Genomic DNA, 22,622 nt, shown 5'->3' with positions numbered 1-22,622 from the left:
CAACGACAGCAGCCCAGCCATCAGGCCCGTCTCTGCCTCCGCTTCAGCCGCAGGCTCCCGCGCCGACCGGCCCGGTCATCCACGCCCCGGACCACACACCGACTGGTCCAGCCGTCCCGGCCCATGCCGAGCCACAGCAGAAGCCGGTAGTAGCTGTCGAGGACGATAGTGACGAGGGTGAATTCCCGTTCAACATGCCGGATCTGTCCAATATCGATCAGGATATTGCGTCTGCCATCCAGCAAGCCATGCGCGGGACGAAGAAGTCTCGCGGCTGATTGCGTTTGGCAATGCAAGGGTAAGATCGAGCGCTTGGCAAAGGTCTGGAATGGCCTTGAAAGAGACTAGCGCGCATTCCGTTAAACCGACCTCGATTTAACGGAATGCGCGCCCAAACAAATAGATAGAGCAAGACAAGTGAATGCAAATGAACGCGACAAGCTCTAGGCGTGCCCGGCTTCGCTGGAGAGCATCGACAGGTCGATGCCCATCAATTTGAGGCTGGCTTCATAGCGCTTTTCAGGGGCACATTCAAACAGCAGTGATGTGTCCGCAGAGCAGGTCAGCCAGCTGTTGTTCTGCAACTCGTCTTCCAGCTGCCCCGGTGACCACCCTGCATAACCCAGCGTCAGCAGCGCCGAGCTTGGTCCTCGCCCTTCAGCCAGCGCCCGCAGAATTTCAACCGTTGCCGTCAGGCAGATGTCGTCAGACACAGCAAGCGTCGAGCTTTCCAGCTTGTAGTCAGAGCTGTGCAGGACAAAGCCCCGCCCTTGATCCACCGGTCCGCCGTCGAGCACGTCCATGCGTCGGAGCGGCATTGGAAGGTTGATCATGTCCTCGCCTTCGCGCAGGACATCGACCTGACGCAGCAGGTCAGGGAAGGTGATCTGGCTGGAAATATGATTGATGACCAGCCCCATGGCGCCGTCTTCGGAATGGGAACAGAGATAGACGACGGCCCGCTCGAAATGCGGCCCTTTGAGGTTCGGCATGGCAATAAGAAACTGCCCCTCCAGCGAGGAGGGCATCATACTCGTCCGTTGTTCTGCGGTACCGTTAATCATGACCTAAGGGTAACTGCGACTATAGTAAGCTGTAAAGCGCTTCCATTGCATGACGTGCACTTCGGTCCTTTTTCATCACATAAAATTGTGTGTTGCCTAAGGCGCAATTGGCTATCTTCCTTTCAGCCTGTCACAATGTGATCAGATTTGTCGCACAGGGTGATTGGGTGTCAGACCGGAGGGGCTACTGTCCCTTTCAGGCCCCGACGTGCTAGGTGTTTCGGGCTGCTTTCTTCTTGCTTTTATGAGATAACCATCTGAAAATGAATGATAAATTTAAGAATTTTTTTGCTCTCACCACGCTCGTTGCGGCGCTCCTTTCTCCGGTTCTTGCCGCCGCTGCCGTATCGGAATGGCAGGAGGCAGAAGGCGGCCGTATGCGCTTGGTCGCTGCTGGCCAGAAGGATGGCGTGCTCAAGGCCGGGTTGGAAATAGAGCTTGATGATGGCTGGAAAACCTATTGGAAAGTGCCCGGCGATACTGGGCTGCCACCGGATCTTGACAATTCAGCATCGGAAAATGTGGCGAAAATCGAGACCCTGTGGCCTGTGCCGCACCGCATAAAGGCTGGCGGCACCGAGATCCTCGGCTACAAGGAGGGGATCATCTTTCCGTTCCTTGTCACCCCGAAGGACAGCCAGCAGCCGGTCACGCTGAACCTTGCCGCTCAGATTGGTCTTTGCGCCGAGCTGTGCGTTCCGCTCTATGCCGAGATGACGCTGGACTTCCCCGGTGCCGGCTCCCATGATCTGGCGACGGAGTTGCTGATTGATCGCGACATGGCCCTTGTCCCCTCAGGGCCAAGGGAAGATTTCCGCATTGACGATATCCACGAGGAAACGGCGGCGGACGGCAGCAGGCGGCTGCTCATCGCAGCACAGATACCCGATGGCTATGGCAAAAAAGATCTGTTCGTAGAAGCGCCGGAGGGTTGGTATTTGCCCCTGACTTCCCATATGGAAAACAACGTAGACGGGCGGGAGCTTTTTTCGCTCAGCCTCGAAGGAATGCCGAAGGACGCCAAGACCGAAGGCGCCAGACTGACTTTTACATTGACCAATGGCGATGACGCCGTGGTCGAAACGAAAATACTGCAAGAGTGATGTTTCAAACCAAGAGGAGAGGGTTTCATGATCAAGGTAGGCGATAAGCTGCCAGAAGCAACATTCATTGTCATGGGTGAAGATGGCAAGGAACAGCGTACCATTTCCGATCTCTGCGCAGGGCGCAAGGTCGTCATTTTCGGCGTTCCAGGGGCTTTCACCCCGACTTGCCACCTCAACCATCTGCCTGGCTACATCAACACCATCGACGGTCTGCATGAGCTGGGTGTCGATGAGGTTGCCGTGGTTGCTGCCAACGACGTCTACGTCATGGACGCCTGGGCCAAGGCCAGCGGTGGCAAGGGCCAGATCACTTTCCTTGCTGACGGCAACGCCGACTTCGCCAAGGCGACCGGCCTTGACCTTGACGCCTCTGCTGGTGGCATGGGCACCCGTTTTCAGCGCTTCTCGATGGTTGTTGAAGACGGAACCGTGACCCACCTGAACCTTGAGGAAAATCCCGGTGCAGTGGTCACCAGCGGTGCTGCTGGCATCATCGCCCAGCTCAAGGGCGAATAGACCCTCGGGGCACTTTATTGGCTCACTGATGGTAAGACGCCAGCGACCAGATGGTTGCTGGCGTTTTTGTTTGGGGGGATTTGCCGGGCGGGCAAGCACATTGCGCTAGAACAGGCTGCCCTGTGCGTCGTCGTCGCCGCTCTTCTTGCTGCGGCTGCGGGCTGGCTTGGTTTGTTCCTTGAGGCGGGCAAGGATCTCCTGTTCGATGGCCTCGGTCAGTTTGGCCGTGGCCTTCTCCAGCCGCTCGGCGGAAGCCTCCTCGCTCAATACCTTGGCGACGGCCTTCTCGACCGGTGCACAGTCCTCGCTCGCTGTTGCGGCCTCAGCGATTTCCGGCGTTTGTGGCTGCGGTACGCTTTCTACCGGGATGTCCTTGGCCTTGGCGACGCGGCGGCGGGCGCGTTTGCCTGCAATCGAACGCAAATGGGCCTCGATGTCTTCTGCGGAAATGGCTCCGGAAGCCATGATGCCCGTTGTGGTGCTTTCGCATGTCTCGCCAGCAGCGTCAGAACCATCCGCCATATCGTCTGCTCCGTCCGGCTCATCGGCAGGGCGGCCAAGGCTGACCGGTCCGGGTTCATAGCTGTCGATGAGCGAAGCCGTGGCGGTGATTGAGCCATCAAGGAAGCTCAGGCTCAGCGGTGAGCCGGGATTGATTTCCTCGGCCCTGCGGATCAACTTGCCGTCGCGGTCACGCACCAGTGCAAAGCCCCGCTTGAGCACGCCCTTGTGCGAAAGGCTTTCGAGCAGACGGCTGACCGCATCGAGTTGTTTGCGCTTCTGGTCGCGGGTCAGCAGCGAAACACGATTGAGCCGCTCGCCTCGGTCCATGAGGCGCTCTGTCTGCAAGGAGATCCGGCCCGTGATAAGCTCGCCGCGCAGGCGCACGGTGATGCCGGAGAACTGGGCGCGCTTGCTCTGGGTTGCGATGGCAAGGCTCTTTTGCAGACGGTCATTGCGGTCCGACAGGCGATCCTTCTGCACTTTCAACCGCTCGGTTACCAGCGTCGGGCGCAGCCGTCCGCCGGCTACGTCCAGCCGTGACCGGCGCACTTGGGTGAAACTGATAAGCCCCTGTTCCAGCCGCCCCGAGGCCATGTCGAAGCGCTGGCGTGCAAGCGCAAGAATGTCCCTTGGCTGCGGCAGGGCGCGGGACGCTGAGCGCAGGTCGGAGCGGCGGCGATCCATCATGCGCGCAATCGCTCCATATTGCCTCAGATGCAGATCGCCAAGGGTCGCCACCAGTTCGGCCCGCACCGGCAGGGCGAGCTCGGCAGCTCCCGTCGGGGTTGGTGCGCGCAGGTCGGCCACATAGTCGATGAGTGTGACATCGGTCTCGTGCCCTACGGCGGAGATCACCGGAATGTTGCTTTCGGCAACCGCGCGGGCAGGGGCCTCCTCGTTGAAGCCCCATAGGTCTTCCAGACTGCCGCCGCCGCGCGCCACGATCAGCAGGTCCGGGCGCGGGATGGGGCCACCAACCGGCAGGGCGTTGAAACCGCGCACACCGGCAGCGACCTCTTCGGCGCAGCTCTCCCCCTGCACCCGCACCGGCCAGACGATGACATGCACCGGGAAACGGTCCCGTACCCGGTGCAGGATATCGCGGATGACCGCGCCAGTGGGCGAAGTGACCACGCCGATGACATGGGGCAGATGCGGCAGGGGCTTCTTGCGGGCAGCATCGAATAGCCCTTCTGCAGCCAGCTTCTTCTTGCGCTCTTCCAGAAGCGCCATCAGCGCCCCGGCACCGGCCGGTTCCATCTGGTCGATGATCATCTGATATTTGGACTGGCCGGGAAAGGTCGTCAGCTTGCCGGTGGCCACCACTTCCAGACCCTGCTCGGGCCGGACCGCCAGCTTGCTGGCCGCGCCACGCCAGATGATGCCCGAGAGCACCGACTTGTCATCCTTGAGATCGAGATAGACATGGCCCGACGCCGGACGGGTGACCCGCCCCAGCTCGCCGCGCACGCGCACATAGCCGAACTGATCCTCAATGGAGGATTTCACCGCAAAGGAGATTTCCGAGACGGTGAATTCGGTTGCGTTGCTGGGCGCTTTGTCGGCCATGATGATTCCCGGTTGAGATTCGTTTGAATGGGTCCATTGGTGCCCATCTTTGCCCGCCCGGTCAAGCATCTGGCCCCGCTTTTGCGTCAAAGCATGAGGGATCGCACAATGGCCTCTTGCCCTTGGGGGAAATTCAGAGCAGAAAAGGGGAAAACTGACGTCTGAGCGAGGAGCGCCGCCATGTCCCATTATGATTTCAAGAGCCAGCGCCTCTGGGTGGAGCAGGATATTGCCGAGCGTATCGCCATTCCGTGCGACCGGGCTCAGGCCAACTATCTGCTCAATGTCCTGCGCATGGAAGAAGGTGATCCGATGCTTGTCTTCAATGGCCGCGATGGCGAGTGGAGGGTGGAAGTGCGCCCCATGGGCCGCAAGAAATGCGCGCTCGTCCCGCTTGAGCAGACCCGACCGCAGCCCGATCCGGACGCCAGTGACCTGCACTATCTGTTTGCGCCGCTGAAGTCTGCCCGCATCGATTACATGGCCCAGAAAGCTGTGGAGATGGGTGCCAGCCGCCTGCGCCCGGTCTTCACCCAGCACACGCAGGAACGCCACCCCAAGCTCGACAAGATGCGCGCCAATGTGATCGAGGCGGCTGAGCAGTGCGGCATCCTTGCCATCCCCGATGTGGCTGAGCCGGTGACCATCGGCCGATTGCTTGCAGACTGGGAAGACAATGACGAGGGTCGGCACATCATCTTTTGCGACGAGGGCGAGCTGGGCAAGAACCCGCTGGCAATCCTCGACACCATCCGTGGCGAGGGCAACACGGTGCCGCCGCTGGCTGTGCTCATCGGACCCGAAGGCGGCTTTTCTGCCGAGGAACGGGAAATGCTGCGGGCGTCGTCGTTTGTCACGCCCATACCGCTCGGTCCGCGTATCCTGCGCGCCGATACGGCGGCGGTTGCCGCGCTGGCAATCGTTCAGGCGGTTCTGGGCGACTGGGCCGACCGCTAACACGCACGCCAAATGCCGCAGGACGAAGGGGTTGTTCCGCCCCTGTCTTGCAGATAGGATGAGGCCTTCCAGCCTGCACCGGAGGCCTGTACCGGACGATTGGACAAGAGACTGGCCAGCCCGGCCAATTTGCCAGATCGCCAACCTCCGGTTTCAGATAGTCAGAAAGTTCGTTTGATCATGGTCATGTCCGCCGAGGCCTGGGGCCTTTTTCTTGTTGCCTGCCTGATGCTAAACATCGCACCGGGGCCGGATCTCATTTTTGTTCTGTCTCGCACCCTTGGCCATGGTCGCAAGGCGGGGTTTGCCGCCTCTTTCGGGGTCTGTTCCGGTGCGATGGTGCATGTGCTCGCCGCAGCCCTTGGCGTGTCGGCCATTCTGGCCACTTCCGCGACGGCCTTTATGCTCGTCAAATATGTCGGCGCTGCCTATCTCGTCTGGCTTGGCATCAAGGCCATGCTGTCGCGGGAAGGGATGTTGCAGATTGAGGGCAAGCACAAGCCGGGAGCGACCGCATGGTCGATCTATCGACAGGGAGTGCTGATTGATGTGCTCAACCCGAAAGCCGCCCTGTTCTTCATGGCCTTCCTGCCGCAGTTTATTCCGCATGATGGTTCGCTCAGCGCCCTGCTGATCCTGCTGGATACGCTATTCCTCGGCGCAATCGTGATCGCCTCCGGCCTGCTGGTGGAAGCTGGCTACATCATGCTGGCCGCACCTCTGGGGACCTATCTGCGCAACAACAAGACCATTGCCCGCCGGATTGACCGTCTGGTCGGAGGGCTGTTCATCGGGCTTGGGGCCAAGATCGCTCTCACCGACTGAGTGTTTGACTGGCCGAAGGCCCGCGAACCAGCGGGCAATCGGGAATCCATCAATCCAGTGGCAGGTATCCATCAATAAGTTTGATTTGCTGCACCCTGCACTCTCCTGTAGGGGGAAAGGGGGAACGGCTCCCGTCCTGCGCCTTATGGTGACAGACCGCCCGGGTTCGCTCCTTCCAACGCTCCGGCTCAGTTTCAAAGGCCGGTCAACCACATGACGCGAGGCGCGGGCCATGGCTGCCAGCACACAAAATTCTGCCGGTTTCGAGGGTGACAACCCCGTTCTTGGCATTCTCCTGATGGTGCTCTTCTGCATGCTGATTCCCTTCAGCGATGCCTGCCTCAAGCTGCTTGGACAGACCGTTCCGGTGCTTACTGTCATTGTGGTGCGCTTCTCCCTGCAGTTTCTCTTCATGGGATCGCTCATGCTGATCCGGAAGAGAACCGTCAGCCATCTCTTCCATCTGTCATCCTATATCTGGTGGCGGCTGTTCTGGCGGGCGGCAATGCAGATGTCCGGCATCGTGTTCATCTATATCGGCCTGCAATATATGCCGCTGGCCGATACCACGGCCATCTGCTTCATCTTTCCGATCATCATGCTGTTCGTCGGCCATTTCGTCATGAAGGAAGCAGTCGGCCCACATCGGGTCGTGGCCGCTCTCGTCGGTTTCGCCGGAACGCTGATGGTTGTCCAGCCCAACTTCATGGAAGTGGGGCCAAATGCGTTGTGGCCGGTCGGCGTGGCGTTCACCTTCGTGATCTTCATGCTGGTGACGCGCCAGACAAGCCGCGGCATCGACCCGCTTTCCGTACAGGTGCTGTCAGCCCTTCTGGCGCTCGCTATCGTCTCCCTGCCGATCCTGCTGCTGAATGGCGAGGGCTTTGAGGCCTTTGATCTCAAGTGGCCGGTTGGCAATGAATGGATATTCCTGCTCGGGGCCGGGCTGATCGGTTCTCTGGGCCATCTGTTGATGACGGCTGCCGTTCATCTGGCCCCTTCCGCCACACTGGCTCCGATGCAATATCTGGAAATCCCGTTTGCAACCCTCATCGGCTGGATGATCTTTTCCGATCTGCCCAACAGTCTCGCGGCCTGGGGCATTGCGGTGACCATTGGCGCCGGGCTCTACATCATCTATCGCGAGCAGAAGGCGCAGCGCGCGAACCGTCTCAAAGCCGGGCTTGATCTTCCCACCGAAGAGATCGCCTAAATTTAATAGCTGCGTCACAATTATTTGCAATGTAGCATCACAGACCCATTGTAACACCAGAACCGAATGCCTAATTTGGCAATACGTGACGGGGGCCGTGCCCGCTGTCATGCCTGCCACACTGCAAGGAGCCTACTCATGGCCGCTTCCCCGAAAGAAACTGTTACCCTGACCCTTAACGACCGCGCCGCCTTGATCGAGGCCATTTCGTCGGGGGAGAAGCCGAAGGAAAAATGGCGGATCGGTACCGAACACGAGAAGTTCACCTTCTACAAGGACAACTTCGAACCTGTGCCCTACGAGGGCGAGCGCGGCATTGAACGGCTGCTGCTGGGCATGGAGGGCCTTCTGGGCTGGAAGCGCGTGGAAGACAAGGGCAAGATCATCGGTCTGGTCGATCCCATCGACGGCGGAGCGATTTCGCTTGAACCGGGTGGGCAGTTCGAGCTCTCCGGCGCACCGCTCGACAATCTGCATCAGACCTGCCGTGAGGTTCATATTCATCTGGCCCAGCTGCGCGAAGTGGCAGACCCGCTTGGTATCGGTTTTCTCGGCCTCGGCGTTTCGCCGAAATGGCGCCTGAACGAAGTGCCGGTGATGCCCAAGAGCCGCTATGGCATCATGATGAAATATATGCCCAAGGTTGGTAGCCGTGGGCTCGACATGATGTTCCGCTCCTGCACCATTCAGGTCAATCTGGATTTCTCCAGCGAAGCGGACATGGTCAAGAAACTGCGCGTCGGTCTGGCCTTGCAGCCGATCGCAACGGCGCTGTTTGCCAATTCACCGTTCCTTGATGGCCACAAGAATGGCTATCAGTCCCTGCGCGGTGCCATCTGGCACGATACCGACAAGGACCGCACCGGCATGTTGCCCTTCGCCTTCGAGGAAGGCTTCGGCTATGAGCAGTATGTGGATTGGGCTCTGGATGTGCCGATGTATTTCATCGTCCGCGATCACACCTATTACGACATGACCGGGATGACCTTCCGCGAGTATCTGGGCGGCAAGCGCAAGGAAGGCATGCCTGACACGATGCCGACCCTTCAGGACTGGGAAGACCATCTGACCACCGTATTCCCTGAAGTGCGCCTCAAACGCTACATCGAAATGCGTGGCGCCGACGGTGGCCCTTGGCGTCGCATCTGCGCCCTGCCAGCGCTCTGGACCGGGTTGCTTTATCATCAGCCGGTTCTGGATGCCGCCTGGGATCTGGTCAAGGACTGGACCGCTGAAGAGCGGGATGCCTTGCGCATCGGCGTTGCCACCCATGGCCTCAAGACCCCGTTCCGTGACACCAACGTGCTGGCGATCGCCAAGCAGGTTGTCACCCTGTCCCGCAAGGGGCTGGCTGCGCGGGATCGCCTCAACGGGGCCGGCTTTGATGAAACCCAGTATCTGGCCGCGCTGGAAGAAACCGTCACGCTCGGTCTGACACCGGCTGACCAGCTTCTGATGCGCTACAACAACGAATGGGGCGGCAACATCAACCGCGTCTTTGAGGATTTCGCCTACTGATCGGGCGCGGGCGACCATCGGTGCCATCTCCGTTGCGTCTTTAACCCGCCTTATCCCGTTGCCCCGCGCGAGCCACAGTCGGCTTGTATGGGGGCGGGCGTGGAAGGTCTGGCCGGTTCCGTCTTTGCGTCGCGGTTGAGAACATGCTTTCCGGCTTTATCGCAGCGTCTTCACCCCAAGGAAGCGTTGCAAAAGTCGCGCGCGGTGGATGGTGGCTCATGCTCCTTGTGCTAGGATGGGGCAGCCTGTCAGAGGGGATTTGATATGAAGCGCTCTATGGGATTGACCCTTGCCATCCTGCCACTCCTGCTGACGACCGCTTGCGTGCCGGTCAAGATCAGCGGTCAGAAGCCAGACGGAACCAAGGTCCGGCTGCTGTTCTATCCCGGCGGTGACAAGCTGGAAGACCTCGTCATCCTTGATGAGCGGACCTATTTCGGCAAGGTTTCGGAGCTCGACAACGCTCCGGCCAACGATCTGCAATTCACACTCAGTGATGGCCGGACCTTCGCGGCCGAATGCACCGCAGTGCAGGTGGACGCGGCGAACAATCCAAAATGTATGGAATATGAGGTTTACCGCAGCGAGGATGACGCCATCCCCGAGCACACGGTCTTTTATCGCCCACGCTGGTATTGATCAGGATTGATCTGGGTTTGATCCGGGCCTGTCGCCTTGTGGCGGCGGGGAAAAGAAAAGGCCAGATCCATGATGACCCAGATCCATGATGCTTCAGATCCATGATGCCAAGGCAATTGGCCGGATCTGGCGAGGTGATCGGGTACAGGGAGATTTCCGCATCAGCAATCAACCCCAGAAAAGAGCTGAGCGCTCTTCCCGGTACTCACCTTTCGGCATGTGCGACAGTATTCAGACGGCGGGCGCTAGCGCCAGCGCCCGACCATCTCGACAAAGCCGTCGCCGGTGACTTCTTCCCCGTAGATATAGCCGTTGACATTGATCTTGCCGTCAAACTTGATCAGGTTGCCGATCTTGGACACCACTTCGCGTTCCTGATAGGGCAGGCTGATCTGCAGGCAGGTTTCAAGCGGTTCGTGGGAGAGCACCACATGGCGCGGGTAGCGGCGGCCAGACAGGCGGCTGTCCATAAAGTCGTTGAGTTCAAGCGGGGCGATCTTCTCGATAATATGGGTCCCGTCTGGCAGCACCACCGTGCAGCAGGTATCCTGCTTGTTGCGGGCAAAATCCCATAGCTGCGAGGCGCTGAGCCGGATGCCGTTGCTGAGCTGTGAGTAGAGATTGATCCACTGGCGCTGTTCAACGTTGCGGTCGAGGCTGAAGCGTCTAGGCAGGGCACCCCACTGGCGGTTGAGCCACATGGCGCCGGTAACACTCTGCGGTTTGCCCATCAGGGTGACACAGCCGGACATCTGGATACACGGCAAGGCAAATTTATACTGCTGCGCTCCCAGAAAATGGAAGTCACCTTCGCCATTGTTGACCAGAATGGGCATGTTGACCATGCCGAACAGCTCGATGGAGGCGTCCGGAAGCTCGGCCGTGATCGTCAGCTCGCTGCCGCTGCCCTTGATGTCGAGGTCACTGGTCGTGAAGCGCAGGGATTGTCCGCCGATTTCGATATCCTTCAGCGGAACGGTACTTTCGGCTTCGCGGATCCAGCCAGTATCCTGATCCATCAGGCACATGCTGATCGAGATCTTGGCCTCGCAGTTGAGCTGCTGAATGATGAGAAGCTGGACACGAAAACTGAAATGCTGTCCGCCGCCTCTGAGACTGGTCGAGAACTGCCAGGATTCGAGCGGATGCAGGCCGCCATGCCATGCGAGATCGTGCGATAGGCGAGCCGGTGATTTTTCAACGACCTTGCCCCGGTATGGGGGGCGGTAGGTTATGTCTTCGGGTGTTTGTGCCTTGAGTTGCATACAGGACCTCCCTTTAAGCGAATTCCGTGAGAAGCCAGAAGCGGCTCCGCGTTTGGATAGTGCGCCAGGGCTGGCTGACAGGCGGTCCGGAACAGTGTGCGCTGGTTTGAAACGGATCTACACACAATCCCGAGACCAATCATAACGCCGGGATATTTCTCCAAACATCGGCGTTGAGGCTGGAATGCGCGAAAACTGCTGGAACTCTTGGGGGCCTTAAAACTGTTTGAACGCGCCTCTCAATGCCTCCCTGGGCATTTCTGCTTATTCTTCAAGGTTTGCCTTCTGCTTACAGATGTTACAACGCAATTGTGTCATCAATATTATTGCCACTTGACTTATGTAAGCTTTGTGCATTGGTCGACCAATTCCGACTCTTGATTACCCTGCAAGTATATGTTAGCGCTAGACAATGCCATCTAGTCAAGGGAAATATTGTCGCCTGACAAATTTTTAATTTTGTACAGAATATTGTAGAAATAAGTGCACTATCAACAGGCAATATATTGGCGATCGTGCTGAAAAAATGGACAAAAATATAGACAATTCTATCTGCTTTTAAGCCAAAAACTTGAAAATTGCCTCATTTTAGGAACGAGAACAAAATTGTTCAAAAATATTGGCCGTTTTGTTTGTATGCGACCTTCATTAGACCATGGTATCGCTAACATTATTAGAAATAGATCCTGCTGTCTCTGGTTTCATTCATAGGTGGGCATGGCAAGATTTTGCCAGCGTTACGACAGCGACACTTCACGCTGAGCCTGCGCGGGGTGGAACGCGAAAAGGGCCCCCGGAAATGATATCCGGAGGCCCTCAAACTGCGGGCTGCGGGGTCAGATTTCTGGGCTTTCAGCATTCAACCTGTAACAGATGCGTACCGATTGCGTTTGAGCGCTCGTTGCGTCCCGAGGTCAGGTTGATGCCAAGCCCACAGTTCTATACCATCAGGCTACATTCTGCACCGACGCCGCGGGCCGCCATATGGCTGATAGGAGCAATCCCATGCCCGGAAGCTTCTGTAGCTCGCAGCACATGCCGGTATGTTGCAATAGCCAACCGGGCCACGATAGAACGTGCGAGGTGGCGGTGGAGCCCAGCGCCGAGGAGGTGGTGGAGCCCAACGGCGAGGAGGAGGTGGAGCCCAGCGCCTTACCGGTGGACGCCAGTAATTCCTTGGAGGAGGGCGTCTCCAGTAAGGACGTGGCGGTGGAGCACCCCAACCCGGGGGTGGTGGTCCGAAGGCATAGGCCGAACCGGATGGCAAGGTCAGAGAGCCAAATGCGGAAAGGATCAATGCTACGGCGACCGTGTAGACGAGTTTCATGATCGTAACTCCTGTCGCAAGAGTGAAGGTCGTTAGCTAAACGACTGAACGCATTACCCGGTATTGTTTCTCATTATCGCACTTTTGCGCCTGTCCGTCGATGTAGATGAATGTAGCAATCCGGAAAACACTGGTCTGAATTTCCCCGGTAACATCTTCTGCGTGTTGAATTTTTTGCAAGGCGTCAGGTTTCTGACAAGCAACAAAGGCAGGCAACAAAGGCAGGCAAGATGGTCGCCATCTGTCGCAAGAAAGCGCAGGCCACGGCAGTTGCAGGTCGTAATATCAAGCAACTTGATGATTCAAGAATAAATAGTCATTAGAAGTGATGGATCGGATCTGGTAGGGTTATGCTTCGATTGCCAGCGGCCTTGACGTTGCCCGGCTCCGAATGGCCCGGCTTTAAACGGCTCGTCTCCAAACACTTAGCGCCAGCCTGCCTTGCCCAGGATCGTTCCCATGAGTGAAACTGCCACCCTGTCGCCAACAGATCGCCCCGCCACCCTTTCGTCCGGCCCGTCCATGTCGGGCAAGGACATGGGGCTCTATGCCATGATGATCATCGTCTGGGGTACCAGCTGGATCGCAATGGCGCATCAGGTGGCCATCGTGCCTGCGATTGTCACTGGCATCTATCGCTTTGCGCTGGCCGCAGCCGTCACCTTCCTCTGGGCCATCATCGGCAAATATCCGCTGCGCTTTCCCCTGCGAGTGCATTTGCGTCTGGCGCTGGTCGGGATCTTCATGTTCTCGAGCAATTTCGTGATGTTCTACTACGCTGCCAGTCACATTGCGTCGGGGCTGATGGCGGTTATCTTCTCCCTTGCCAGCCTCTTCAACATGATCCTCAGCGCGCTGTTTCTGGGCGTTCGACCTTCCCGATCGGGATTGGTCGGCACTGTGCTGGGGCTTTGCGGCATCGGGCTGATCTTCTGGCCGGAAATCCGGGCAAGCGCTGGCAATGACGGTGTGCTTCTGGGGCTCGGCTTTGGTCTGTGCGGTACCTTGCTCTTCTGCACCGGCAACATCCTTTCGGTGTCAAACCGGAAGTTCAACATCCCGCTGATCAGCGCCAACAGCTGGTGCATGACCTATGGTACGCTCTGGCTGGTCTTTCTGGCCTTTGCTCTCGATGTTCCCTTCCTGATGGACTGGAGTGGCGAATATTGGCTCGCCATGGGCTGGCTGGTGGTCATGGCCTCTGTGGTTGCCTTTTGGGGCTACATGACCCTGCTCAATTCCATCGGACCGGCAAAGGCTGGCTATCTGACGGTGCTCTTTCCTATCGTCGCCCTGATCCTATCGACGCTGTTCGAGAATTATCATTGGACCATGTGGGGCCTTGTCGGGCTTGCCTCGATCATCGCCGGCAACATTCTGGTGATGAGAGGCGGCAGGCGCAAAGGTGCCTGATCGCGTTGCTCCGTTCCTCTGACCGGTCTTCTTCTTCAGTCTTTGGGGATGTTTACTGAGCAATCTTCTGTGGCTGAGGGTCCTGTCTCGGCCGCCACTGGGATACGGACCTATCCATCTGGGCGATGTCGAACAAGGGTTCGGGCTTGCGGTTGTAGCTCAGAATGTAGCCAAGCATTTCATCGCGCTTCTTGAGCAGCTTGCCTTCACGATAATAGATCAGGATGGAGCAGAACTGGGCGCCGCACAGGCTGCTCATGGGCATTTCCCTGTCACAGCTCAGCCCCTGATGCGACAGCACCAGATCGAGATGGCCATCGCCGTCAAGATCAACCTCATAGACGCCTCTGAAGTCGAATTTGCCCGAGCCCCCATCGCAGCCTTCCTTGATCTGCTGTTTAATGAGATAGAGCGTGGCATTGGTATAGCCAGCCGACGCCTGCCCACCGGGGCTGATCTGGGCGATCAAGGCGAGCCCGAAGGCGAAGGCCGACAGCCATGTTTGTCTTTTGCGCACCATCTGTCACTCTCCTGATATCCGGTGAGGAGACCGGCGCTCCTTGGCGCTCGCTCTTTCCTAGATTTATCCGTAATTGTGACAATAGATGAAAAGTCTAAAGAGATTATGCAACGGCACGGCATCGGGAAAAATTGCTCTGGACGATATGGCTGTGCGTGGGACCCTGCTGCGTAGGGGAGGTCGCCTGAGAGCGGGAGAGAAGGGCGCTCCGCCCTTCCGTTCTTTTCCGGGCATGCTGGCCTATTCGGCAGCTATGGAGTTGCTGCCCGAAACGTTGTCGAGTGCGTTGACAATATGGGCCGCCAGCGCATTGTGAATGCGTTCCCGGGCATTGTCGGATCTCAGCAGTGCGATATCGCAATGATGCAATTCGGGAAAGCCTTCCCGCTCTCCAAGCACCCGCATGTCCGACGTCAGTGCGCTTTCCGGCAACACCGAAACCGCCAGCCCCGACATCACCGCACCGGTTTGGGCGGCAGCGGAGGAGCTGACATAGGCAATGCGATATTTCCGGCCGATCCGCGACAGCGCAGCCGTAGCCGCCGCCCGCCAGGAGCAGGTCTTGGTGCCGAGCGCCAGTGGAATCGTTGACTGGCAGTGGACGGAATGATGCGCCGAGGAGACCCACAGCAGTGGCTCGGAGCGAATGATGCGACCATTCTTCTCCCGCGTCCGGTCTCCATGGGTGACGATACCCAGATCAAGCCGCCCTTCCTGAATGCGTCGATGGATGCAAGAGCTTTGCTCGCACACCACCTCGATCTCGATATTGGGGTGAGTCGTGGCAAAACTGGCCAGCACCGTCGGCAACAGACGCGGCGCATAGTCGTCGGGCAGGCCGAGCCTGACAGTGCCTGACATGGCATCGGCTGAGAAGGCGGCTATGGTTTCGGCATTCAGCGAAAGCATGCGGCGGGCGAAGTCCAACAGCCGCATCCCGGCGTCCGTCACCCGGCTCTGACGCCCATCCCGCACGAAAATGGTCTGGCCGACACGCTCTTCCAGCCGTCGCATCTGCATGGAAACCGCAGACTGAGTCTTGTTGACCTGCTCGGCAGCCCTGGTAAAGCTGCCGGTTTCTGCGATGGCGATAAAGGTCCTGAGCTGGTCAAGATCGAGAAGGGCATTCATCAGAAATCTCCAATTCCACACTTCCGGCACGACGGCCTTGCCGGTGCTCCGGAGGCCGTCAATCAGTGGGGCCAGATGTATCATTGATCCATTTTTCAATCCATCACTAAATGAGATGAATTCTATAAAAAACATTCGTTGGATTTATTGTTCAGACTCTGGAATAAAGGCACCAACAGCAAAGGACAGCTGATCAGACAGCGGCGAAAGCCCGAAACAAAGTGCCTTTTCCCGCCAGAAACAGTGTCCGATGCATGCGCAACAAGGTGGTGTGCGTCTGGTCCGTCGGGGACCATGCGGCTGCATCCGGAACCAGTGACCCAGCCTATCTCCATGGCGCTTTCAGGAGCTCATGGCAGATGACAACAACTTAAGGAGACAAGATATGCTGACAGTCATTCTTCATTCTGCACTTGCATCTGCAGTTGCCGGCGTTGCTCGTCTCGTGGCAGCTGGCGCAACAATCGCACGCAATCGTGCGGCTCTGAAATCCCTTGCCGAACTGGATGAACGCACGTTGGCGGATATCGGTTTGACAAAAAGCGACGTGATCACGGCTTCCGCTCAGCCGCTCTATCGTGATCCGTTGCTGATCGACCCTTTCGATGCGCGCCGTCGCATCCATTCCCGCGAGCTGGACATCCTGGCGCGCTGGTACAGCCCGGCTTCGGACCTTGAGCATCCGCAACCGGCTGAAGAACGGACTGCAGTAAAACAAGCGCCGCTTTGCTGTGATCCGAAGGGAGCGTAATCAGAATGCCAGGCCGTCGGCAGCTCCCAACAGACGGCCACCCATTTGACTAAGCAGCCAGGGGTCGTCCTTGAGATCCCTGTTATCCTTGGCCCGCCACCTGTGGCGGGCCTTTTTTTGTCTTCAGCGTCAGCCGACGACGATGACATGTACCGCGCGCGGGCCGTGGGCGCCGAGCATGATTTTCTGTTCGATGTCGCCCGAACGGGAGGGCCCGGTGATCATGTTGAGGGCGCGAGGCATGTGGGCCTTGCCCCCAAGATCCCGCAAGCGATCATGGATGCTCTCATAATTGCCGGCAATGTCGTCGGCATGGACAACGATGATGTGGTTCTCCGGCAGGAAATTGATGGTCGTGGGGTTGTCCGGACCGGAGGCCAGAACCGCCGTGCCGGTTTCCGCCACGCCACCAAGGGCATGGTTCACCCCGACAAGGTCCGAGCCGTCCGAAGGGCCGATCTTGCGCTCCAGTTGCGGTTCGCTCTGCCAGTTGACTGCCGCAAGCCGAGGGTCTGAGCCGGTGATGATCGACTGTGGCAGATTGTGGGCGCGCAGATAGTCCGCAATGGCACCGGGCAGCTCGTCATAGGAGGCAATGCGCGCCGTGGTCGAGGAGACCCGCTCGGCATAGTCCATGAACATGGCGACCTTCTCATAGGCCCCAACCTCGCCCCGTTTGGGCACAATGCCCAGAGGCTTTGACGCAAGCCGCTCCAGCACTTCCGCTCGGGCAGTTTCGCGGTTCGGGTCTGCAACGGCACCGACTGCGGAAAGCGAGCGCCGGATCTTGCCGAGAATGGCGGATTTGGCGGCCTTGTTGTCGTGTGGCTTGCTCATGCCGCATCTCCTTTGGTCTGTCCGTTGCTGGCCTGCCGTTCGGCCCAAAGCTGCTGGAAGGTCTTGCCTTCAGGGGCCGGGAACTCGCGATGCTTGGTCCAGCCGCCAGCCGCAGGCAACCGGCGCATGAGCGCGGTCTGTGGCGCAAGATATTTCATCAGCCGCATGCCAAAGCGCATGGTTTGGTGATAGAGGCGCGGGCGACGGGCAAAATAGGCCCAGCCCTTGAGGCCCCAGCGTTGCGGGGTGGGATTGAGATGGCGCTCATATTCCCGCTCGCGCCAGTGTCGCAGCATCTTGGGCAGCGGGATGCGCATCGGGCAGACGCTCTCACAGCGCCCGCACAGCGTCGAGGCATTGGGCAGATGGCCTGCCTTGTCGACCCCGATCAGCGATGGCGTCAGCACCGACCCCATCGGGCCGGGATAGACCCAGCCATAGCTGTGGCCACCAACCGCGTGGTAGACCGGACAGTGGTTGATGCAGGCGCCACAGCGGATGCAGCGCAGCATTTCCTCGAAGTCCGTGCCCAGCATTTCCGAGCGGCCATTGTCCAGCAGCACCACATGATACTGCTCCGGTCCGTCCGGATCCTCTGCCCGGCGGGGGCCGGTGGAAATGGTGGTATAGACGCTCTGTTCCTGCCCGGTGGCGGAACGGGCCAGTAGCCTGAGAAAGACGTCGAGGTCGTTGAGCGTCGGGATGACCTTCTCGATCGAGGCCAGCACGATGTGCACCCGGCTGAGGGTCTGGGTTAGGTCGCCATTGCCCTCGTTGGTGACGATGACCGACGAGCCGCTTTCGGCGACAAGGAAGTTCGCCCCGGTGATACCGACGTCGGCGGCGAAATATTTCTCGCGCAACACGGCCCGGGCCTCGCCAAGCAGCGAGACCGGATCATCAAGGTTGCGGTTTGGGTCAAGCTGGGTGTGGGCGCGGCGGAAGTCGGCTTCGACCTGCTCCTTGGTCACATGCACGGCCGGGGCGATGATGTGGCTCGGATGTTCGCCGCGCAACTGGATGATATATTCGCCAAGGTCGGTCTCGGTGACCTCCATGCCGTCCTTTTCGAGAAATGCATTGAGCTGCATTTCTTCCGAGATCATCGACTTGCCCTTGGTCATCGTCCGCGCACCAACCGACCGGCAGATATCGCGCACGATCTCGCAGGCATCCTGAGCCGTCTCGGCCCAATGGACATGGCCACCGCTGGCGGTCACCTTCTTTTCATATTCGTCGAGATAGACATCAAGATGCTTGAGGCAGTGGGTCTTGATGTCCCGTCCGAGATCGCGCAGGGCCTCGAATTCCGGCAGGGCATCGACCGCATCCTGCCGTTTGCCGATGAAGCCAAGCTCCACATTCTTGAGGGCCCGCTGCAGGGTGGTGTCGGCCAGTGCCTCGCTGGCATTCTTCTTGAAATCGGGTGATGTGATTTCCATGCTGCTCCCCTCCTAGCGTCCGGATTTCTCGCCGATGGCAGGGCCATCCGCCATGTCGGCCAGCACTTCGGCGATGTGGCGCACCTGAATGGCCGATCCGTCGCGCTTGAGCTTGCCGGCCATGTTCATCAGACATCCCATGTCGCCCGCCAGCAGCGTTCCGGCCCCGGCATCGGTGATGGTCTTGGTCTTCTTGCTGACGATGGCATTCGAGATGTCGGGATATTTGACGCTGAAGGTGCCGCCAAAGCCGCAGCACACATCGCTGTCCTTCATTTCCTTGAGGTCAACGCCGGGGACCGAAGCCAGCAGCTTGCGCGGTTGGTCCTTGATGCCGAGCTCCCTCAGGCCCGAGCAGCTGTCGTGATAGGTGACCGTTCCGGTGAAATGGGAAGAAACCTTTTCGATACCGGCGATATCGACCAGAAAGCTCACCAGCTCGTAGGTCTTGCCTGCGACCGCCACGGCACGATCAGCCCATTCCGGCTCGTCAGCGAGCAGCGATGGATAGTGCTTGCGGATCATGCCGGTGCAGGAGCCGGACGGGGCGACGATATAGTCATAACCCTCGAAGGCCTTGATCACCTGCTTGGCCAGCGCCTTGGCATCGTCCTTGTCGCCCGAGTTGTAGGCGGGCTGGCCGCAGCAGGTCTGGTCCCGTGGCACTTCCAGCTCGAAGCCTGCGTCTTCCAGCAGCTTGACCGCAGCAAAGCCGACCGTCGGGCGGAACAGGTCCACAAGACAGGTGACGAACAGGCCGACCCGCTTGCCTTTCGTGTCCTTGGGGGTAGGGGAGGCGAAATTCATTTCAATCTGGTCCATTGGTCTCGGTCTTCTTCAGGCGCTGGCGCTTTCAATGCGTTCGGTTGGCCGGGGCAGAGCCTTCGGCCCGGGGGGCACGACTGTTATCGGTCCCTGTGGCACTGCCATGTCTCCGGGGCTACAAAGTCCCGTGCCCGACCGTTTAAAAGCTCTCGATGAAAGGATGGTCTGGCGGCAGTCTGGCGTCTATTGCCCCGATGTGCAAGGGCTCGGAAATCAGCTATCCCCCAATTCGCACCCTTTCCCCCGCTCTCTGCCATGTGGCTTTTGCTGCCAGATTGCAGCGGTGACGGCAAGGACTTTGGCCGATGGGGCCAATGGGACGGATTGACCGGTTTACAATCGGCGTTAACAGAGTCTGAATGAACACCTCTCGATGACTGGTCTGTTGGGTCAACCCATGACTATACTGCATGGAAACGGCGGCAGATATGACGGCTGGATCATCGGGGATGATGAAAGCCAGCGGTTTGCATAAAGGACAACGCAGTGTAAAACGAAGGATGCATCGCGTGCTTTGCGGGCCGTTGCCGACTTGAGTTGCACAAAAGAGGGGACTGTGCATGAAAGGTTCTGCTGTTGCCATTCTAGGCTGCGCTGCGGCGATCTATGCTTTTTTTGCGGAGCCGTCCCTGGTCGGTCCTGTCCTTCTGGGCATGGCTGTGCTCGGTCTGCTGGCGAGTTGGTGGCGGGCCCGCCCGGTGCTACTGCTTGCCGTCTTCTCTCTGCTTGCGCTGGCTTTTGTCTGTCTGCCGCAGGGGCTGGGCCATCTGTTGGGGCTGTTCGGCGTCGATATGCGCACGCTTTCCACCCTTGCGCCCAACGCGGCCTTCACGCCCGTTTCTTTCCTTATATCGGTGCTGGTGTCCGTCGCTTCGGCAGGGGTGGTTGCTTTGTTGTTTGTCCTTGGCTGTCGCAGGCAAAGCGGCGGTGTACGGCTGAGCGCCCTTGAGGCGAGCGAGGATCTTGGTCGCCTTCTTTGTCTGGTCTCGCGCCTCACCGGATTGCTCTATATTCCGCTCATTCTGTTGCCGGTCTATTGCCTTTTTGCCGCCTGCAGGGGGACCATCCTGCCAGACCTTTCCCTGCTGTATTGGCGCAGCGACCCGTCCTCTTTCTCGTCGACCCCGCCCGATACGACCGGCTGGCTTGTGGCACTTCTGGTGCTTGGCAGCATCGCTGCGGCCTACATGCGTGACGTTCAGCATCGTTATGTCGGTCTGCGTGGACGCATGGGGCCGAAGGGGCAGGCATGGGTCGAATGCCTTGGTGGGCTGCTGCTGCTTCTGCCGACGAGTTGGGCGCTTGTGGCGCTGGGCTGGCGGCAGGTTGCTGGGCGATGGTCTGACTGGCCTCCAGCCGCTTCCGGCCCCGGCGTCTCGGACCTGATCCTTCTCGGCCCCGTGCCGGGCTGGCTGCTGGCCGTCACGCTTGCGGTTGCTTTCCTGTTGCTGGGGGCTGCTGCTGTGGCGATGATCCTGCGCTCGCTGGTCTATCTCTATGGGCCGCCCTATCTCAAGAAGCGCGCCGGAACCCACATCGATCCGAGCCTTTCCAATCCCGAGGAGCCCGTTGACGCATGACCGACTGGTTCGACATCGCCCTGACCGTCTGGCGCCAAGGGGCCCCGTTTCTGATGCTGGCGGCATTGCTGCTGATCATGCTGACCGGCTACCCGTTCGCTTTCATCACCGGCGCGGTGGCGCTGGCTTTTGCGGTTGCCGGGGCTGGCTCCGGCCTGATGGATGGCACCCTGTTTGCTGCGTTGCCCGATGACATCCTCTCGGAGATCATCCTCAACCCGATACTGCTCGCCCTGCCGCTGATCGTGCTTTTTGCCGAACTGCTGGTCGCCAGTGGCCAGATGGTCAGCGCATCAAGGGCTGTGAAAGCCACCTTCGGCGCCAGTGTCTATCCCTCCGAGCCTGATGAAGGCACGACGTCCAGCGTTCGCTCTGCCCGACGGGACACCATGATGCGGGAGGACATGGCAAGAGGCAGGCGAGAGCCGAACCGCCAGCGCTCCACAGCCATGGCACTGCTGCTGCCAGTGCTCATTCTCATGCACCTTGTCGCCTATCAGTTTGCGGTGCCACCCGACTATCTCGCCATGGCCCTGACGCTGCCTGCTGCGGCGCTTATCGGTCTTTATCTTGCCAACTGGCTGGTTCCCCTCTGGGGGGCCGCTCACAAGCGTCGGCGGCTAGGGCTCAAGCAGGGGGAAAGTCCCGCGTCAGACGCTGGCCGGTTCAGTTCAGCACGGTCAGCCCCTGACCGTCCCTGGGGGAAGATGATGGTCTGCCTTGGCCTGCCGTTGGCGTTCGCTCTTGGCGCGGTGCTGCTGCTGGTCTGGAAATTGTCTCTGCTGGCAACTTTCGCCATTCTCTGTCTGCTGGCGATTGGCCTGACGGCATGCCAGCTCAGGCTGTCACCGGGCATGCTGATGACAATCCTCAACCGGTCGACCCTCGCCACCGCCAGCCTTTATACGATGATCATCATGGCGCTGATCTTCAACAAGGTGTTTCTGGCTCTCGGTGGCGCGCAGACCATCGACACTCTCCTCCTCATTATCAGGGAGAGCACCGCACCTGTGTCTCCGTTGCTGATGCTGTTGGCCCTGCTGGTCGGCCTCGTCGGGTTCGGCATGCTGTTTGACTGGCTGATCATGGCGCTGATCATTCTGCCCCTTTGCATGCCGGTTTTTGCACATTGCGACTTTGGGGCAAGGCTGGCCGCTTTCTGGCCTGCGGCTACCCCGGAAGGATCTGGGGCAGAAAGTGCCAATGCGCTGATATCCGTGCCTTTTTCCCTGCCCGTGCGGCTCTGGCTTGCAGCCCTTGCCTCGACGGCGCTGCTTTGTGCCCTGGTCACCTTCAATCGGCAGAATGGCGAAGTGGCGCAAAAAGAGCTTGTGTCATGGACCGGAAAGATAAAAGATGGTCCCGCAAGTATGGGATTGTTTCTGGTGTTGCAGATCGTTGGCCTGATCGCAATCATCATCATGCCACAGCTGGTTCTGTGGCTTCCTTCTGTAATTGTTGAGTGAGTATGCCTCTGCGTCCCGGTTTCGGTGACATTGAGAGGGGCGGATTATTATCCCATCTGCAACAGACCATTGAACGCTAACAGGCGTCAGGCAGCGTTTCTCCCATCGTGGGCAGCGCGCAGGAGATGCAAAGGTCAATGGAGGAGGCAGGGAA

18 protein-coding genes and 1 pseudogene are annotated in these 22,622 nt (G+C 59.0%); 11 read left to right on the top strand and 8 right to left on the bottom strand.

Features of this window, described 5'->3' with window-relative positions; genetic code table 11:
- Nucleotides 1-443: 443 nt before the first annotated feature.
- Nucleotides 444-1,031 (bottom strand): YqgE/AlgH family protein, encoded by a 588-nt coding sequence (locus DSL70_RS05055; RefSeq protein WP_245418098.1) that lies wholly within the window; start codon nt 1,029-1,031, stop codon nt 444-446.
- Between the two features lie 296 nt (nt 1,032-1,327).
- On the opposite strand from DSL70_RS05055, the gene DSL70_RS05050 reads away from it, so the two are divergent.
- On the top strand, nt 1,328-2,167 hold the full coding sequence (locus tag DSL70_RS05050) for a protein-disulfide reductase DsbD domain-containing protein (protein WP_119306824.1): 840 nt from the start codon (nt 1,328-1,330) through the stop codon (nt 2,165-2,167).
- 27 nt (nt 2,168-2,194) lie between these two features.
- Nucleotides 2,195-2,686: a peroxiredoxin gene (locus DSL70_RS05045; RefSeq protein WP_119306823.1), complete on the top strand. Its 492-nt coding sequence runs from the start codon at nt 2,195-2,197 to the stop codon at nt 2,684-2,686.
- A gap of 537 nt (nt 2,687-3,223) precedes the next feature.
- Here DSL70_RS05045 and xseA read toward each other — a convergent pair.
- Nucleotides 3,224-4,759, bottom strand: a pseudogene (gene xseA / locus DSL70_RS05040) (exodeoxyribonuclease VII large subunit); the annotation flags it as partial.
- Nucleotides 4,760-4,939: 180 nt separating this feature from the next.
- On the opposite strand from xseA, the gene DSL70_RS05035 reads away from it, so the two are divergent.
- The 5 genes from DSL70_RS05035 (at nt 4,940) to DSL70_RS05015 (ending at nt 9,911) form a co-directional block, all read left to right on the top strand.
- Complete coding sequence (locus DSL70_RS05035) at nt 4,940-5,716, top strand: 16S rRNA (uracil(1498)-N(3))-methyltransferase (RefSeq protein WP_119306822.1); 777 nt, start codon at nt 4,940-4,942, stop codon at nt 5,714-5,716.
- Nucleotides 5,717-5,896: 180 nt separating this feature from the next.
- Nucleotides 5,897-6,541: a LysE family translocator gene (locus tag DSL70_RS05030; protein WP_205563158.1), complete on the top strand. Its 645-nt coding sequence runs from the start codon at nt 5,897-5,899 to the stop codon at nt 6,539-6,541.
- Between the two features lie 232 nt (nt 6,542-6,773).
- Nucleotides 6,774-7,754: a DMT family transporter gene (locus tag DSL70_RS05025; RefSeq protein WP_119306821.1), complete on the top strand. Its 981-nt coding sequence runs from the start codon at nt 6,774-6,776 to the stop codon at nt 7,752-7,754.
- A gap of 138 nt (nt 7,755-7,892) precedes the next feature.
- Nucleotides 7,893-9,272 carry a glutamate--cysteine ligase gene (locus DSL70_RS05020; RefSeq protein WP_119306820.1) on the top strand — a complete coding sequence of 460 codons (1,380 nt, stop codon included), beginning with the start codon at nt 7,893-7,895 and terminating at the stop codon, nt 9,270-9,272.
- Nucleotides 9,273-9,536: 264 nt separating this feature from the next.
- A complete protein-coding gene (locus DSL70_RS05015) occupies nt 9,537-9,911 on the top strand; it encodes a hypothetical protein (protein ID WP_162916365.1) in 375 nt (124 codons plus the stop codon).
- 245 nt (nt 9,912-10,156) lie between these two features.
- Here DSL70_RS05015 and DSL70_RS05010 read toward each other — a convergent pair whose 3' ends face one another.
- A complete protein-coding gene (locus tag DSL70_RS05010) occupies nt 10,157-11,176 on the bottom strand; it encodes a lipocalin-like domain-containing protein (RefSeq protein WP_119306818.1) in 1,020 nt (339 codons plus the stop codon).
- Between the two features lie 1,786 nt (nt 11,177-12,962).
- On the opposite strand from DSL70_RS05010, the gene DSL70_RS05000 reads away from it, so the two are divergent.
- Entirely contained in the window at nt 12,963-13,916 is a 954-nt protein-coding gene (locus DSL70_RS05000) for a DMT family transporter (protein WP_119306817.1), read from the top strand.
- Between the two features lie 52 nt (nt 13,917-13,968).
- On the opposite strand, the gene DSL70_RS04995 is transcribed toward DSL70_RS05000, so the two are convergent.
- Nucleotides 13,969-14,436, bottom strand: a complete 468-nt coding sequence (locus tag DSL70_RS04995; protein ID WP_162916364.1) for a hypothetical protein — start codon at nt 14,434-14,436, stop codon at nt 13,969-13,971.
- A gap of 240 nt (nt 14,437-14,676) precedes the next feature.
- Nucleotides 14,677-15,567, bottom strand: coding sequence for a LysR substrate-binding domain-containing protein (locus DSL70_RS04990; protein ID WP_119307270.1), 891 nt, complete (start codon nt 15,565-15,567; stop codon nt 14,677-14,679).
- A 385-nt stretch (nt 15,568-15,952) separates the two neighbouring features.
- On the opposite strand from DSL70_RS04990, the gene DSL70_RS04985 reads away from it, so the two are divergent.
- Entirely contained in the window at nt 15,953-16,318 is a 366-nt protein-coding gene (locus DSL70_RS04985) for a DUF1127 domain-containing protein (RefSeq protein WP_162916363.1), read from the top strand.
- A gap of 129 nt (nt 16,319-16,447) precedes the next feature.
- Here the strand turns inward: DSL70_RS04985 and DSL70_RS04980 are convergent, their stop codons facing one another.
- From DSL70_RS04980 to DSL70_RS04970, 3 genes are read right to left on the bottom strand one after another with little or no spacing between them, the layout of a single operon-like run.
- The gene (locus DSL70_RS04980; protein ID WP_119306814.1) at nt 16,448-17,155 is read right to left on the bottom strand and encodes a LutC/YkgG family protein; all 708 of its coding nucleotides are present in this window, start codon (nt 17,153-17,155) and stop codon (nt 16,448-16,450) included.
- Nucleotides 17,152-18,597 (bottom strand): LutB/LldF family L-lactate oxidation iron-sulfur protein, encoded by a 1,446-nt coding sequence (locus tag DSL70_RS04975; RefSeq protein ID WP_119306813.1) that lies wholly within the window; start codon nt 18,595-18,597, stop codon nt 17,152-17,154. The genes DSL70_RS04980 and DSL70_RS04975 overlap by 4 nt, the downstream gene beginning before the upstream one ends.
- A 12-nt stretch (nt 18,598-18,609) precedes the next feature.
- Entirely contained in the window at nt 18,610-19,419 is an 810-nt protein-coding gene (locus DSL70_RS04970) for a (Fe-S)-binding protein (protein WP_245418097.1), read from the bottom strand.
- 563 nt (nt 19,420-19,982) lie between these two features.
- Between DSL70_RS04970 and DSL70_RS04965 the strand changes: the two genes are divergently transcribed.
- Nucleotides 19,983-21,002, top strand: coding sequence for a hypothetical protein (locus DSL70_RS04965; protein ID WP_119306812.1), 1,020 nt, complete (start codon nt 19,983-19,985; stop codon nt 21,000-21,002).
- A complete protein-coding gene (locus tag DSL70_RS04960) occupies nt 20,999-22,468 on the top strand; it encodes a hypothetical protein (protein ID WP_119306811.1) in 1,470 nt (489 codons plus the stop codon). Before DSL70_RS04965 ends, DSL70_RS04960 begins: the two co-directional genes overlap by 4 nt.
- Nucleotides 22,469-22,622: the final 154 nt, after the last annotated feature.

The organism is Cohaesibacter haloalkalitolerans (assembly GCF_003574655.1).
GTDB classification, from domain to species: Bacteria; Pseudomonadota; Alphaproteobacteria; order Rhizobiales; family Cohaesibacteraceae; genus Cohaesibacter; species Cohaesibacter haloalkalitolerans.
This window is presented reverse-complemented; position numbering and strand designations above follow the sequence as displayed.